This window comes from Methylobacterium oryzisoli (genome assembly GCF_046557895.1).
GTDB lineage: Bacteria > Pseudomonadota > Alphaproteobacteria > Rhizobiales > Beijerinckiaceae > Methylobacterium > Methylobacterium oryzisoli.
In genome coordinates this window covers 20,356-34,115 of sequence record NZ_JBKIBX010000038.1, presented here as the reverse complement: position 1 = coordinate 34,115, position 13,760 = coordinate 20,356, and the positions used below count along the sequence as shown (strand labels likewise).

Genomic DNA, 13,760 nt, shown 5'->3' with positions numbered 1-13,760 from the left:
CCGATCGCGCGCGAGAGGAGAGAGCGTCCGTGATCCAAGCCAGCTCCAGTCCTTCCGCCGACCGGACCCCCGCGAAGCCGGCGCACCGGCCGGCCCTGTGGCGCGCCCTCCTGCCCCTCGGGGTCGCCGTGCTGATCGCGCTCAGCCCCGCCCCGGCGGGCCTCGCGAGCTACACGTGGCACTACTTCGCGATCTTCGCCGCGGTGATCGCCGGCCTCGTGGTCGAGCCCCTGCCCGGCCCGGCGGTGGCGCTCGCGGGCGTGGTCTCGGTCACGGTGCTGGCGCCCTGGGTGCTGTTCAGCCCCGCCGACCTCGCCAAGCCCGGCTTCAAGGCCGCCGAGGAATCCCTGCGCTGGGCGCTCTCGGGCTTCGCCAACCCGACCGTGTGGCTGGTCTTCACCGCCTTCATGCTCGGGCTCGGCTACGAAAAAACCGGGCTCGGGCGGCGCATCGCCCTCCTGCTGGTGCGCGCGCTCGGGCGCTCCACCCTGCGGCTCGGCTACGCGGTGACGCTCGCGGACGCCATCCTGGCGCCCTTCACGCCCTCGAACACCGCGCGCAGCGCCGGCACCGTCTACCCGGTCGTGCGCAACCTGCCGCCGCTCTACGGCTCGCTGCCCAACCACCCCTCGGCCCGGGACGTCGGCGGCTACATCATGTGGACCACCTTCGCGGCGGGCTGCATCACGAGTTCCCTCTTCCTCACGGCGCTGGCCCCGAACCTCCTGGCGGTGGAGCTGATCGGCAAGATCGCGGGCGTCCAGATCACCTGGGCGCAGTGGTTCTTCGCCGCCGCGCCCTTCGCGCTGCCGCTGCTGCTGCTGCTGCCGCTCCTCACCTACGTCGCCTATCGGCCCCGCATCACCCGCAGCGACGAGGTGCCGGCCTGGGCGGCGGGGGAGCTGGAGCGGATGGGACCGATCTCGCGCCGGGAGGTGATCCTGGCCGTCCTCGTCCTGTTCGCGGTGCTGATGTGGATCTTCGGCGGCCACTCCGTCGAGGCGACGACCGCGGCGCTGATCGTGCTCGTGCTGATGCTGATGACGCGCGTCGTCACCTGGGAGGACATGGCGGCCAACAAGGCGGCCTGGACCACGCTGTCGCTCCTCGCCCTCCTGGTCACCCTGGCGGGGGGGCTGAGCCGCACCGGCTTCGTGAGGTGGTTCGCCGATTATGTCGCGACCCACATGGGCGGCCTCGCGCCGACGCCCGCGCTGCTCGCCCTGGTGGCGATCTACTTCTTCTCCCACTACATGTTCGCCAGCATCACCGCCCACACCACCGCGATGCTGCCCGTGATGCTGTCCGTCGGCATGGCGGTGCCGGGCCTGCCCGTGCCGACGCTCGCCGTCGCGCTCGCCGTCACGCACGGGATCATGGGTGTCATCACCCCCTACGCCACCGGGCCGGCGCCGGTCTATTACGAGAGCGGCTACCTGCCCACCGCCGACTTCTGGCGCCTCGGCACCCTGTTCGGGCTCCTGTTCCTCGGCGCGCTGCTCGGCATCGGCGTGCCGCTCCTGATGCTGCGCTGAGACGGACCGCCGGTCCGCCCCGATCCGGGACGGCGCCTCCGCCGCGCGGCCGGCGGGAGCGTCGCCGCCGGACCGCCCCTCACAGCAGCCCGAGCGCGACCAGCTCCCGCCGCATCGCCTCCGGCATCGCCGCGAGGTCGGCGCCGGTCCGGCCGCCGAGGTCGCGCGGGGCGTCCGCGGCGGCGAGGTAGCGCCAGCCCTGGAACGGGCGGCAGGGGCGCGGCTCGACCGGGATCACGCCGGGATCGAGCACCAGCCGGCAGCGGCCGATCCCCTCCGGGTCGGTGAAGGAACGGATCGCCAGGATCGGCTGGCGGCAGGCCACCAGCCCCTTGATCACCCAGTAGAGCGAGCCCGCCCCGGCGATCTCGTCGGCGCGCTTGGGGGCCATCCGGGTGGTGTGGACCTGCTCGAAGGCCGCGCCCTCCCGCTCGGCCGCCGCGCGCCGCGCGGCGATCCACGATTCGAGGTCGCGGATGGACTCGCAGCCGACGCAGAGCTTCAGGAGGTGGAGGGGCATGGGATCGAGGCCGCCGCGGGGCCGCCCCCTCTGGCGGGCGATCGTGGCGCGCGCGAGGCGGGGGGTCAGCTGAACCGGCTCATCCGCTCCTGCACGCTGAGCCCGTCGAGGTCGGAGAAGACGCTTCCGAGCGGGATCGTCTCGCCCTCCCAGGTCACGTCGTCCGAGGTCTCCTCGTCCAAGGTCTCTTCGTCCAAGCTCTCGTCCTGCGAGGTCTCGTCCTCGGCGGCGGGCAGCGGGTCGGCGGCGGGCACGAAGGCGATGTCGTCGACCGGCAGCACGGGCTCGACCAGCGCCAGCCGGGGCGGGCGCGGCTCGGACGCCGCCGGGCTCGTCGCGATCATCGCGTCGACGTCGCTCTGGGCGAGGTCGGGGGTGACCAGCACCGGGCCGGCGGCCGGCGCCGGCTCGGCGCCGTCCGCGCCCCAGATCTCGATCATCGCCGTGAGGCGCTGTTCGAGGTAGCGCAGCGTGTGGACGATCCGGCTCGTGCGCTGGGCCGTGAGGTCCTGGAACGAGCAGGCGGTGTAGATCTGGGTGGCGTTGTGGTCGAGCGTGTCGCAGACCCGGGGGTCGGCCCCGCCCTCGCGGAGGGTCCAGGCGACCTCCTGCACCTCCTCGGCCGCCTGCAGGATGTCCGAGGTGGCGCGCTCGGTGGTGCGCACGATGGCGTCGAGCGCCTCGGAGGCGGCCTCCAGCCGGCTCTGGTCCTGGTCCGGGGCCTGGATCGCCGCGATCTCGGACTTGGTGCGGCTGATCGCCTTGACCATCTCCACGAGGTCGAGCCGCATCCGGTCGATCTCCGGCACCGGGCGCTCGGCCGTGAGGGTGGTCTCCAGCTTGGCGATGGCCCCGAGCAGCCGCTCGGTGTCGTCGCCCCGCTGGCGCCGGGCGAACTCGGACAGGAACCATCGGCCCCGCCCCGTCTCCATCAGGGCGGTCTCGATCGTCTCGTACTCGTCGATGCCGGTCGGCGTGAGCGGATGGAACTCTGCCATGGTCGCACGGTCCCGGGCTTGTGGACGCAGAACACCCGGAACGGCTTGACAGACCGGCGTTAACGTCGGCTTACGCGCGGTCCGGTCGATTCGGCGCCCGGCCGACGCAGCCCCATGTCCAAACCCGCGTCCTCCCCCGCCTCCTCGCCGGCCTTGCGCCTCGGCCTGCTCTACGCGGTGATCTTCGCCGGGATCGGCATCGCCATGCCGTTCATGCCGCTCTGGCTCGCCAGCCTGTCGCTGGAGCCGGGGCTGATCGGCGCCCTGGTGGCGCTGCCGATCGCGGTCAAGATCCTCGTCACCGCGCCGCTCACCGGGCTGATCGACCGCGGCGTCGGCCCCCGCACCCTCCTCGTGGCCGGCAGCCTCGGGCTCGCCCTCACCTACGCCCTGATGCCGGCGGCGGCCGGCATCGGCTGGCCGCTGCTCGCCCTCGTCATCGCGCTGAACGCGGTGGCGGGCGCGCCGCTCGTGCCGGCGGTGGACGTGCTGAGCCTCGCGGCGGTGCGGCGCGACCCCCGCCTCGCCTACGCGCGCATCCGGCTCGGCGGCTCGCTGGGCTTCCTGGCGGCGGCGCTGAGCGGCGGCTGGCTGCTCGGGCTCGTCGGCGAGCGGGCGGGCGCCACCGCGTTCCTGGCCGCGCTCGGCCTCGTCTCGGCGGCGGGCTGCGCCGTCCTGGCGGCCCGAGAACCGCAGCGCGACGCCGCCCCGGCCCCGGCCTCCGCCCGCATCCCCCTGCCGGCGGCCCTGTGGCTCGCCATGGGCGCGGCGGCCTGCCTGCAGGCGAGCCACGCGGCGGTCTACGCCTTCGGCAGTATCCACTGGGCCGCCCTCGGGCTCTCGCCGGCCGCGATCGGCGCCGCCTGGGCGGTGGGCGTGGTGGCGGAGATCGCCTTCTTCGCCCTGGTGCCGCGGCTGCCGAGCTTGCGCGACGCGCCCTTCCGCCTCCTCGCCCTCGGGGCGGGCGCCGCGCTCCTGCGCTGGGCCGGACTCGTCGTCCTGGCCGACCTCCCGGCGGCGGTGCTGCCGCTCCAGGTGCTGCACGGCCTCACCTTCGGGGCGACGCAGCTCGGGGCGATGGGCGCCCTGTCGCGCCTCGCCCCCGAGGGCGCGCGCGGGCGGGCGCAGGGCACCTACGGGGCGGTCGCGGCGCTGGGCTCCGCGGTCGCCACGCTGGCGAGCGGCGCGGCGGTGCGGGCCGGCGGCCCGGTGCTGGCCTTCGCGCTGATGCTGCCGCTCGCGGGCCTCGGCCTCGCCCTCGTGGCGGCGGCCGCCCGCCGCGCCCCGCGCCCGGCGGTCGGATCGGGTTGACGCGGGTGCTCCGGTGACCTGCCGGCGAGAAGGCCGCTCGCGGCGGGCCGGAGCGGGCTCACGTGGGGGTCTGGCCGACGAACTGACCCTGATAGGCCTTGTCCGGCATGCCCAGGGTCTGCTCGAAGATGAGCTAGCATATGGGCATGCCCTGAGTCAGTTTTATCGGCAGCGGACCGTGGTTGACGATCTCCAGCTGAATCGATGGCGCCTTGAATCCGGCGTGAATCGTCGGGGCGGTGACATGGACCGCCAAGCCGATGCGGGCAAGCGAGCTTTTGCCCTCAACCCGAGCGGCCACACGCCCGCGATCGTGCAGGGCAACGGCCTCCCTCGTCCAGCCCAGTATGAGGGTCTTGCCCGGAAGGACGTAGCCGTTCTGCGAGAGATCCAGGGCGTCGGTCTCGCGCTCGATCAGCCTTACCACGCTGTATCCCGGAACCATCGGATCGATGGCCGCCGTCACACCCACCGTCGGCTGCTTGAACACCCTGATGATCGGGGCCAGGGTCAGATCGACGGATGTCGATGAATAAGACTCGGGTGCCGGCAGCGGGCTGATGTCGATCAACCCGCTTGCCAAGGAGTTCTTGATCTCACGATCGGTGAGGATCACGCCACGGCTCTTGCAGCTCCGCCGGCTGAAGTCACGTCGCTCTTGGGCACCCAGACGCGCCAGAATCCTCTGAACGTCTCGTTGGGCAGTTCCACGAGGTAGTATGCTTCATCCTGGCCCACGGGCCATCCTATCTCAAGGGAAGAGTCTTGCGAAGAGCCTTGCAAGGAGCGTCCGTCGACGGATAGCTCCTCCCGTCCGGTTCTCGTCTCTACGGCAACGACGACCTCGCTCGGATGCAGGCCGCCTCCGATCCGTTCGACCTTCACGCGCATCATCGCCGTGCCTCCGCTCGTCCACGTCCGTTAGACGTCACCGCCGCACCGATGTTCCAGCGGCAAACGCCCTACGGTAGAGCTTATCCCCTGCCGACGCCGCCTGACAGCATGAGGGATGATCTGAGGACAGAGAGGGAACAGGCGGCAGGCCGGGCGTTTCCCGTCCGCTCCGATCGAGGGCATGACGCGAGAGGGACCGCGGGTTTGCCGCCGGCCCCGCTCCGGCGCTATAAGCGCGAGTCAAGGGGACGCTTCGCGAAGGATGGAGGGCCGGCCCGTGTCGACCGAGTCCGGCATGCGGCTCGTGCCCGAGAGCACCGTGCCCGAACCTGCCTTGCCCGAAGGCCCCTTGCCCGAAGGCCCCTTGCCCGAAGGCCCCTTGCCCGAAGGCCCCTTGCCCGAAGGCCCCTTGCCCGAGAGTGCCGGGCCGGAGCGCGCCTCGTCCGAGGGCGCCGCCGCCACCCTGGTGCGCTTCCGCGACGGCGTGCAGGCGCGCCTGTCCGGGCGCTGGGTCGCCGCGCACGCGCCCGCCGTCGAGGCGGCGGCCGGGCAGATCGCCGGGGCCGCCCGCGAGGGCGGGCGGGTGCAGATCGAACTCTCGGGCCTCGCCCGCCTCGACACGCTCGGGGCCTGGGTCTTGGAGCGCACGCGGGCCGAGATCGAGGCCGCGGGCCGGGCCGTGGACTACGCGGGCGCGCTCCCGGAGCACCGCATCCTGCTGCGCGAGGTCGCCTACCGGGAGGCCGCGCCGGCAGGCGCGCGCCGCCGCGCCGGCCCCGTGGACGCCGTCGCGTCCCTCGGCGCGGGCGTGCGCCGGCTCGGGCGCGAGGTCGTGGCCTGGGTCGGCTTCCTCGGCGAGACCGTCGCGGCCTGCCTGCGGGTGCTGGCGCGCCCGCGCTCCTTCCGGGGCGCCGCCCTCGTCAACCAGATGGAGCAGATCGCCTTCCGGGGCGCGCCGATCATCATGCTGATCGCCTTCCTGGTCGGCTGCATCGTGACGCAGCAGGGCATCATCCAGCTCCAGCGCTTCGGGGCGCAGTCCTACGTCGTCAACATGATCGGCATCCTGACCCTCCGGGAGCTCGGGGTGCTGCTCACCGCCATCATGGTGGCGGGGCGCTCGGGCTCGGCCTTCACGGCCGAGATCGGCTCCATGCGCATGCGCGAGGAGGTGGACGCGCTGCGCGTCATGGGCCTCGACCCGATCGAGATCCTGATCGTGCCGCGCATCCTCGCCCTGATGCTGGCGCTGCCGCTCCTCGCCTTCCTGGCCGATCTCGCGGCGCTCGCGGGCGGGGCGCTCACCTCGCTCCTCTACGGGGGGATGTCGATCGACGCCTTCCTGGCGCGGCTCCAGAACGCGGTCTCCTACCGCCACGCCGCCATCGGGCTCATCAAGGCCCCGTTCATGGCCCTGATCATCGGCGTCATCGCGACGAGCGAGGGCTTCGCCGTGGAGGGCTCGGCGGAATCGCTCGGCCGCCACGTCACCGCCTCAGTCGTCAAGTCAATCTTCATGGTCATCGTGCTGGATGGCGTCTTCGCCATCTTCTTCGCAGCCATCGACCTGTAGAGACGGCTTCCCGTGCAAGGCCAGCGCCAAAGTCAGACGTCCCCGCGACGCGACGCGATCATCCGCGTGCGCGACCTCGTGGTCGGCTTCGGCGACCGCACGGTGCTGAAGGGACTGAACCTCGACATCCTGCGCGGCGAGATCCTGGGCTTCGTCGGCCCCTCGGGCCAGGGCAAGTCCGTGCTGACCCGCACCCTGCTCGGCCTCGTGCCCAAGCGCGCGGGCACGATCGAGGTCTTCGGCGAGGACGTCGATGGCCTCACCCCCGCCCGCCGCCGCGTGATCGAGCGGCGCTGGGGCGTGCTCTTCCAGCAGGGCGCGCTGTTCTCGGCGCTCACCGTCAAGCAGAACATCCAGGTGCCGATGCGCGAGCACCTGAACCTGTCCGAGCGCCTGCTCGACGAGTTCGCGCGGCTCAAGATCGAGCTCGTCGGCCTGAAGGCCGACGCCGCCGACAAGCTCCCCTCCGAGCTCTCCGGCGGCATGATCAAGCGCGCGGCGCTGGCCCGGGCGCTGGCCCTCGACCCCGAGGTGCTGTTTCTCGACGAGCCGACCTCGGGCCTCGACCCGATCGGCGCGGGGGAGTTCGACGAGCTCGTGGCGACGCTCCAGCGCACGCTGGGGCTCACGGTGTTCATGGTCACGCACGACCTCGACAGCCTCTACACCGCCTGCGACCGCATCGCGGCGCTCGGCGACGGCCAGATCATCGCCCACGGCCCGATCGAGGAGATGCTCGCCTCCGACCATCCCTGGCTGCGCTCGTACTTCCACGGCAAGCGCGCCCGCTCGATCGTCCCCGGCGAGGCACGGGCGGCCGCCCGGTGATGTGCGCCGCCGCACCCTCCGCGCCGAGCGTGGCCGTTAATCAGGGCCGTCCGGCCCGTCCCGATGCTCCCGTCGCATCGGTCCCCTTGCTGGATGGCAGGACGTCCCGGCGCAGGTGGCCCCTGCGGCGCGCGGCCATCCGCCGTCCCCCCGCCACAGGAGCCGGTTGAGAGGCATGGAAACCCGCGCCAACAACGTGCTGATCGGCGCCTTCACGCTCGCGGTGATCGCGGCCGGCTTCCTGTTCGCCTACTGGATGCGCGGCAGCGTCTCCAATGAGGGACGGCTGCCGCTGCGCATCGTCTTTTCGGGCGGCGTCGGCGGGCTCGCCAAGGGCTCGCTCGTGACCTTCAACGGCATCCGGGTCGGCGAGGCGGTGGACGTGCAGCTCCTGCCGCAGGACCCGCGCCGGGTGATGGCGGTGGTCGAGGTCGAGCGCACCACCCCGCTGCGCGCCGACACGCGGGCGCGCCTCGACATGACCATGCTCACCGGCGTCGCCTCGATCGCGCTCGTCGGCGGCAGCGCCGACGCCCCGGCCCTCAAGGCCCCGGAGGGCGACCGGATGGCGACGATCTTCGCCGATTCCTCCGACATCCAGGATTTGATGCAGAGCGCGCGCATGATCGCGCAGCGCGCCGACGACATGCTCCAGCGCCTCGACCGCGTCGTCGCCGGCAACGAGGGGGCGATCAACCGGACGCTCGCCAACGTCGAGCGCTTTTCCAAGACCCTCAGCGACAGCGCGCCGGCCCTCGACGCCCTGGTCAAGGCCGTGGACGGGCGCAAGCTCGGCAGCCTGATCGACAACGCCGACCGGTTTTCCGCCGCCCTCGCCTCCGCCTCCCCCGACATCGAGGCGGGCCTGCGCGACGCGCGCTCGCTTGCCGCCAAGCTCAACGCCTCCGCCGACCGCATCGACGCGGTGCTCAAGGGCGCCGAGGGCTTCCTCGGCTCCGCCTCGGGCGAGGAGGGCAGGAGCACCTTCGGCGAGATCCGCGAGGCGGCGGTGTCGATCCGCGAGGCCGGCCGCGCCTTCCGGACGATGTCGGAGAACCTCGACAAGCGCACCGCCAGCATCACCACCCATTTCGGCCGCCTCTCCGGCGCCGGCCGGCGCGAGGTGCAGACCCTCTCCACGGAAGGCCAGCGCACCCTCAACAGCCTCAACAGCGCCGCCCGCACCCTGGAGCGCGACCCCTCGCAGGTGATCTTCGGCGGCAAGCCGACGTTGCCCGAATACAACGGGCGGTAGCTTTGTTGCGCTGCACCCCCAGCAGATGCGCGCGGCCGGACTCCTGGCGGGCCGCCCGGAGGCTATCCCGTCAAGGTTCGGGGCCTATGTCTGGGTCTCGCGCCCCCCGCCCCGCAGCCTCCATGCCGACCCATCCCCGTCTCCGCGCCCGTCTCCGCGCCGGCACCCCGCTCCTCGCCCTCGCCCTCGCCCTCGGGGGCTGCGGCGGCGCGGTGCCGACCACCTTCGACCTCACCGCCCTCCCCGGCGCGGCGCGCAGCGGGCCGGCGCGGCGCGCGCTCGTGGTCGCCGAGCCGGTCGGGCTGCAGCCCTTCGAGGCCGACCGCATCATCGTGCGCGAGGCCGGCGGCTCCCTGTCGTTCCTCGGCGGTGGCCAATGGGCCGACCGCCTGCCGCGCCTGATCCAGGCCCGCCTGCTCCAGAGCCTGGAGAATACCGGGCGCCTGCGCTCCGTGAGCCGCCCCGGCGACAAGGTCGCGGCGGACACGCTGCTCGTCACCGAGATCCGCGCCTTCGACATCGCGGCGGGCTCGCGCGAGGCGGTGGTGGACATCTCGGCCAAGCTGGTGTCCGACGCCACCGGCGCGGTGGTGGCCGCCCGGGTCTTCCGGGCCCGCGTGCCGGTGGCCGAGGTCAATGCCGGGAGCGCCGCCAACGGGCTCGACCGGGCGCTGTCGACGGTGCTGGCCGAGATCGTGCGCTGGGTCGGCGCGGCGGCGTGACGGGCGGGCGCCCTACTCCATCACCGCCGCCTTCATGATCACCACCATCGTGGCCCGCCCCGGCGCGGTGCCGGTGCAGCGCACCGTGTGGGGCCGGTCGCAGCGGTAGCGCAGGGTCTCGCCGGCCCTCGCGCGCTGGATCTCCCCCGCCACGTCGACCTCGAACTCGCCCTCGAGCACCGACAGGCACTCCACCGAGCCGCGCTGGTGGGCGTCCGAATCGAGTTCGCCCCCCGGCTCGGCCGAGAGGTCGTACCATTGCAGCCACTCGACGGTCTTGATCCAGCCGATGATCGCGAGGCGCATGCGGCCGTCGTCGGAGACGAGGATCGGCGTGTCGGCCCGCGACGACTTCTCGATGAACGGCTCCTCGTCGCCCGTCGCCAGCACCCGCTCGATCGACACGTCGAGGGCCTGGCTCAGGCGCCAGATCGTGGCCAGCGTCGGGTTGGTCTCGTTGCGCTCGATCTGGCTGATGATCGACTTCGCCACGCCCGATTGCTCGGCGAGTTCCGAGAGCGACAGGTTGTAGGCCTTGCGCAGCCGCTGGATGGTCTTGCCGAGCTGCCCCGACAGCACCTGCGCGCCGGTCATCATGTCCTTGGCCCGTTCACGCCCCCGCTCGACACCCATCGCCCGCCCGCGCACTGTTTCGGATGAAGCCGCGCCGTTCCGCATTCCGAACGACCGTACGCTCCATCAAACGCAATCGGCCCGGGCTGGCAAGGGGAAAGGCCGTCGCGGCGGCGGAATCGCCAAGAGTGCGGCGAGCCGCGAGGGGGCGGCGACTTCAGTGGTCGGCCGCGACCGCCAAGCGGACGCCCGAGATCTGCTGGACGGCCTGGAGCAGCGCGAAGAGGGTGCGGGCACTCGGGTTGCCGTGCGGCCCGAGCACGCGCTGCAGGGACCGGCTCGATGTGCCGGTCTCCGACGCGAGGCGCTCGAACCCGATTGTCGCCGCGATGTAGTCGCGCAGGACGGCGCGGCCCAGATCGATGTCGCCGCCGAGGAACTGCTCGACCGCCTCCGTCAGCAGCGCATCACGGAAGGCGGGATCCCGCGCGACGCGCGCCCGGACGGTGTCGCCGAAGCTCCGAGTCAGCGCCATCAGAGGGCCTCCTTCCTGCGCCGCTTGTACTCCTCCCACAGGTCCTTTGCAGCCCTGATGTCATCCTGCTGGCGCTTCTTGGTCCCGCCCGCGAGCAGGATGATCCACGTCTCGCCCTCGCGGCCGAAATCGATGCGGCATTCCTGAACGCCGCCGCCGACCGATTTCACGCTGGAGAGATTGCCCTGGGCCATTCGCACCAGGGCGACCGTGACCTTAGCGGCCGCCTGGGGATCGAGCCGATCGAACCATCGCGCGAACGGGCTGTGCCCGCGCGCGTCGACGGCCTCGATGATCTCCATGCGGCGGCTCCGGGCGGCCTCACCACACCGCGTGGAAATGGTGCACCGGCCCGTGCCCGTGCCCGATCGTCAGCCGCTCGGCGGCGGCGAGCGCCGCCGCGAGATAGTGCTTCGCGCCGCGCGCCGCCGCCTCCAGGGAGAGGCCGCGGGCGAGGCCGGCGGCGACGGCCGAGGACAGGGTGCAGCCGGTGCCGTGGGTGTTGCGGGTGGTCAGGCGCGGTCCGGGCAGGCGCGTCACCGCCGCGCCGGGCCCGACCAGGAGGTCGACGCTCTCGGGGCCGCTGCCGTGCCCGCCCTTCATCAGCACGGCCCGCGGCCCGAGCCCAAGCAGGCGGCGCCCCTGCGCCAGCATCGCGGCCTCGTCGCGGGCCTCCGGCTCGCCGAGCAGCACCGCGGCCTCCGGCAGGTTCGGGGTGAGGAGGACGGCGCGCGGCAGCAGGCGCTCGCGCAGGGCCGCCACGGCGTCGTCGGCGAGCAGGCGGTCGCCGCTCGTCGCCACCATCACCGGATCGAGCACCAGGGGCAGGCCGGCGGCGTGGGCGGTCAGCCCCTCCGCCACCGCCGCGATGATGGGCGCGCGCGACAGCATTCCGACCTTCACGGCCCGCACTGCGAGGTCGGTGAAGACGCTGGCGATCTGCAGGGCCACGAAGTCCGGCGGCACGTCGTGCACGCCCTGGACGCCGCGCGTGTTCTGGGCGGTGAGCGCGGTGATCACGCTCGCCCCGTAGACCCCGAGCGCCGAAAAGGTCTTGAGGTCGGCCTGGATGCCCGCGCCGCCGCCCGAATCCGAGCCCGCGATCGTGACGGCGATCGGGGTCATGCCGCGCCCCGGGCCGCCAGCGCCGCGTCCACCACCCCGCGCAGGTCGCGCGCCCGCGCCTCCACCTCGCCGGGCGCCCCGAACAGGGCCGAGATCAGCGCGACGCCGTCCGCCCCCGCCCCGATCGCCGCCGCCGCGTTGCTGCGGTCGATTCCCGCGATCGCCCCGAGCGGCAGGCCGGCCCCGCGGGCGAGCCGTCCCCGGAAGACGATGCGGGCGAGCCCGTCGAGGCCCACCGGCGGGTCCGGGTTGTCCTTGCTGGTGGTGGCGAAGACGCCGCCGATGCAGGCGTAGTCCACCGGCAGCCGGTAGAGCTCGTCGGCCTGCGCGCCGGTCTTGAGGGTGAGGCCGATGATCGCCTTGGGTCCGAGGATCCGGCGCGCATCGGCCGGGTGCAGGTCCTCCTGGCCGAGATGCACGCCCTCCGCGCCGGCCGCCAGCGCGAGGTCCACCCGGTCGTTGACGAGGAGCGGCACCCCGGTGCCCCGGAGCGCCGCGTGGATCGCACGCAGCCGCTCCACGCTCGCGCGGGCGTTCCCGACGCTTTTTTCGCGGACCTGCAGCAGCGTGCAGCCGCCCGCGGCCGCGTCGCGCGCCAGCCGGGCGAGGCGATCCGGGTCGGGGCCGCTGAAGCCGATGTCGAGGATGCCGTAGAGCCGCAGGTCGACCGGCACGGTCGCGCAGGTGTCCACGGGCATGCGGGGTCTCCGGGCCGGACCGTCCGGCACGCTCCCGAGTAAGCGCGCCCGCGCGCGGGCGTCAACCGCAGGCGGCGGCGCCTGCCCCTCGGCCGAAAGGTCTCGCGCCGAAGGGACCCGCGCCGAAGGGACTCAGCCCGCCCGCGCGCCGCCGGCCGCGGCCTCCCGGGCGCGCTCCAGCACGAGGCGGCGCTCGCGCCAGACCGTGAACACGCCCGCCGCCGCCACGATCACCCCGCCGAGCGCCACTGCCGCCTGCGGCAACTGCCCGAACACGAACCAGCCGATCAGCAGCGACCACAGCATCGTGGTGTACTCGAAGGGCGCCACCAGCGAGGCGTCGCCGTAGCGGTAGCTCTCGGTGAGCAGGATCTGGCCGATGCCGCCGAGGATGCCGACGAGCACGAACAGGCCGAATTCGAACAGCGTCGGCATCCGCCAGCCCAGCACCAGGGTCGAGAGGCCGAGCAGGGCCGTGAACAGGAAGAAGTAGAGCACGATCGCGCCGGTGCGCTCGGTCTGGGTCAGCCGGCGCACCTGGATGGTCGCCGCCGCCGTGCAGACCGCCGCGAGGCACGCGAACAGCACGCCGACCGAGCCCGAGGCCCCGCCCGACCCGAGGTCGAGGTGGGGCGCCAGCATGATCAGCACGCCGAGGAAGCCCACCACCACGGCGGCCCAGCGGTAGCCCTGCACCCGCTCGCGCAGCACCAGCGCGGCCAGCACCACCACGAGGAGCGGCGAGGCGTAGCCGATCGCCACCGCGTCCGAGAGCGGCAGGAAAGAGAGGCCGGCGAAGCCCGCGAACATGCCGGCGGCCCCGATGATGCTGCGCAGCACGTGTCCGCGCAGGTTGCGCGTGCGCACCGCCGCGGCCACCCCGCCCTGCCAGCCGAGCCAGATGAGCAGCGGCAGGATCGCGAAGGCGGAGCGGAAGAAGACGATCTCGCCGGTGGGAAAGCGGTCGGCGAGGCTCTTCACCCCCGCCGACATCAGCGTGAAGGTGAGCGCCGACAGGACCTTGAGCCCGATGCCGAGATACGGCCGGCCCGCCGAGGCCGGGCGCGCGGAGGTCTGGTCCCCGGGAGCGGGCCGCTGGGAGAGGACGCCGGGGGCTGCCATGATCCGTGCCGGTTGCAAGGGAGTGAAGCGGCCCGGACGGGGCGCCGGACCTCACCAAGCATGCCCGCCAC

The 13,760-nt window shown here is 73.1% G+C and carries 16 protein-coding genes; 6 read left to right on the top strand and 10 right to left on the bottom strand.

The window, feature by feature from the left end; all coding sequences use genetic code 11:
• The first annotated feature begins 29 nt into the window (after nt 1-29).
• Nucleotides 30-1,535: an anion permease gene (locus ACKUB9_RS26505; RefSeq protein ID WP_407528917.1), complete on the top strand. Its 1,506-nt coding sequence runs from the start codon at nt 30-32 to the stop codon at nt 1,533-1,535.
• A gap of 79 nt (nt 1,536-1,614) precedes the next feature.
• On the opposite strand, the gene ACKUB9_RS26500 is transcribed toward ACKUB9_RS26505, so the two are convergent.
• Both ACKUB9_RS26500 and ACKUB9_RS26495 read right to left on the bottom strand, forming a co-directional pair.
• Complete coding sequence (locus ACKUB9_RS26500; protein WP_407528915.1) at nt 1,615-2,055, bottom strand: DUF1489 family protein; 441 nt, start codon at nt 2,053-2,055, stop codon at nt 1,615-1,617.
• A gap of 65 nt (nt 2,056-2,120) precedes the next feature.
• A complete protein-coding gene (locus ACKUB9_RS26495; RefSeq protein ID WP_407528913.1) occupies nt 2,121-3,053 on the bottom strand; it encodes a hypothetical protein in 933 nt (310 codons plus the stop codon).
• 114 nt (nt 3,054-3,167) lie between these two features.
• On the opposite strand from ACKUB9_RS26495, the gene ACKUB9_RS26490 reads away from it, so the two are divergent.
• Nucleotides 3,168-4,364 carry an MFS transporter gene (locus tag ACKUB9_RS26490; protein WP_407528912.1) on the top strand — a complete coding sequence of 399 codons (1,197 nt, stop codon included), beginning with the start codon at nt 3,168-3,170 and terminating at the stop codon, nt 4,362-4,364.
• A gap of 133 nt (nt 4,365-4,497) precedes the next feature.
• On the opposite strand, the gene ACKUB9_RS26485 is transcribed toward ACKUB9_RS26490, so the two are convergent.
• Both ACKUB9_RS26485 and ACKUB9_RS26480 read right to left on the bottom strand, forming a co-directional pair.
• Nucleotides 4,498-4,980, bottom strand: coding sequence for a dCTP deaminase (locus tag ACKUB9_RS26485; RefSeq protein ID WP_407528910.1), 483 nt, complete (start codon nt 4,978-4,980; stop codon nt 4,498-4,500).
• The gene (locus ACKUB9_RS26480) at nt 4,977-5,258 is read right to left on the bottom strand and encodes a PDZ domain-containing protein (RefSeq protein ID WP_407528909.1); all 282 of its coding nucleotides are present in this window, start codon (nt 5,256-5,258) and stop codon (nt 4,977-4,979) included. The genes ACKUB9_RS26485 and ACKUB9_RS26480 overlap by 4 nt, the downstream gene beginning before the upstream one ends.
• Nucleotides 5,259-5,721: 463 nt before the next feature.
• On the opposite strand from ACKUB9_RS26480, the gene ACKUB9_RS26475 reads away from it, so the two are divergent.
• The 4 genes from ACKUB9_RS26475 (at nt 5,722) to ACKUB9_RS26460 (ending at nt 9,636) form a co-directional block, all read left to right on the top strand.
• Nucleotides 5,722-6,831 carry an ABC transporter permease gene (locus ACKUB9_RS26475; RefSeq protein WP_407528977.1) on the top strand — a complete coding sequence of 370 codons (1,110 nt, stop codon included), beginning with the start codon at nt 5,722-5,724 and terminating at the stop codon, nt 6,829-6,831.
• A gap of 57 nt (nt 6,832-6,888) precedes the next feature.
• Nucleotides 6,889-7,659 (top strand): ABC transporter ATP-binding protein, encoded by a 771-nt coding sequence (locus ACKUB9_RS26470; RefSeq protein WP_407528976.1) that lies wholly within the window; start codon nt 6,889-6,891, stop codon nt 7,657-7,659.
• 175 nt (nt 7,660-7,834) lie between these two features.
• Nucleotides 7,835-8,914 carry an MlaD family protein gene (locus tag ACKUB9_RS26465; RefSeq protein ID WP_407528907.1) on the top strand — a complete coding sequence of 360 codons (1,080 nt, stop codon included), beginning with the start codon at nt 7,835-7,837 and terminating at the stop codon, nt 8,912-8,914.
• Nucleotides 8,915-9,036: 122 nt separating this feature from the next.
• Nucleotides 9,037-9,636, top strand: a complete 600-nt coding sequence (locus ACKUB9_RS26460; protein ID WP_407528905.1) for an ABC-type transport auxiliary lipoprotein family protein — start codon at nt 9,037-9,039, stop codon at nt 9,634-9,636.
• 12 nt (nt 9,637-9,648) lie between these two features.
• Here ACKUB9_RS26460 and ACKUB9_RS26455 read toward each other — a convergent pair whose 3' ends face one another.
• The 6 genes from ACKUB9_RS26455 to ACKUB9_RS26430 all read right to left on the bottom strand — a co-directional run bounded on the left by ACKUB9_RS26455 (nt 9,649) and on the right by ACKUB9_RS26430 (nt 13,689).
• Entirely contained in the window at nt 9,649-10,269 is a 621-nt protein-coding gene (locus ACKUB9_RS26455; RefSeq protein ID WP_238240630.1) for a helix-turn-helix domain-containing protein, read from the bottom strand.
• A 157-nt stretch (nt 10,270-10,426) separates the two neighbouring features.
• A complete protein-coding gene (locus tag ACKUB9_RS26450) occupies nt 10,427-10,744 on the bottom strand; it encodes a helix-turn-helix domain-containing transcriptional regulator (RefSeq protein WP_407528903.1) in 318 nt (105 codons plus the stop codon).
• Nucleotides 10,744-11,046, bottom strand: coding sequence for a type II toxin-antitoxin system RelE/ParE family toxin (locus tag ACKUB9_RS26445; RefSeq protein WP_407528900.1), 303 nt, complete (start codon nt 11,044-11,046; stop codon nt 10,744-10,746). Before ACKUB9_RS26445 ends, ACKUB9_RS26450 begins: the two co-directional genes overlap by 1 nt.
• Nucleotides 11,047-11,065: 19 nt before the next feature.
• Nucleotides 11,066-11,869 carry a bifunctional hydroxymethylpyrimidine kinase/phosphomethylpyrimidine kinase gene (gene thiD, locus ACKUB9_RS26440; protein WP_407528898.1) on the bottom strand — a complete coding sequence of 268 codons (804 nt, stop codon included), beginning with the start codon at nt 11,867-11,869 and terminating at the stop codon, nt 11,066-11,068.
• Nucleotides 11,866-12,567, bottom strand: coding sequence for a thiamine phosphate synthase (thiE, locus tag ACKUB9_RS26435; protein ID WP_407528897.1), 702 nt, complete (start codon nt 12,565-12,567; stop codon nt 11,866-11,868). The genes thiD and thiE overlap by 4 nt, the downstream gene beginning before the upstream one ends.
• A gap of 132 nt (nt 12,568-12,699) precedes the next feature.
• Nucleotides 12,700-13,689 carry a DMT family transporter gene (locus ACKUB9_RS26430; RefSeq protein WP_407528896.1) on the bottom strand — a complete coding sequence of 330 codons (990 nt, stop codon included), beginning with the start codon at nt 13,687-13,689 and terminating at the stop codon, nt 12,700-12,702.
• Between the last annotated feature and the right edge of the window lie 71 nt (nt 13,690-13,760).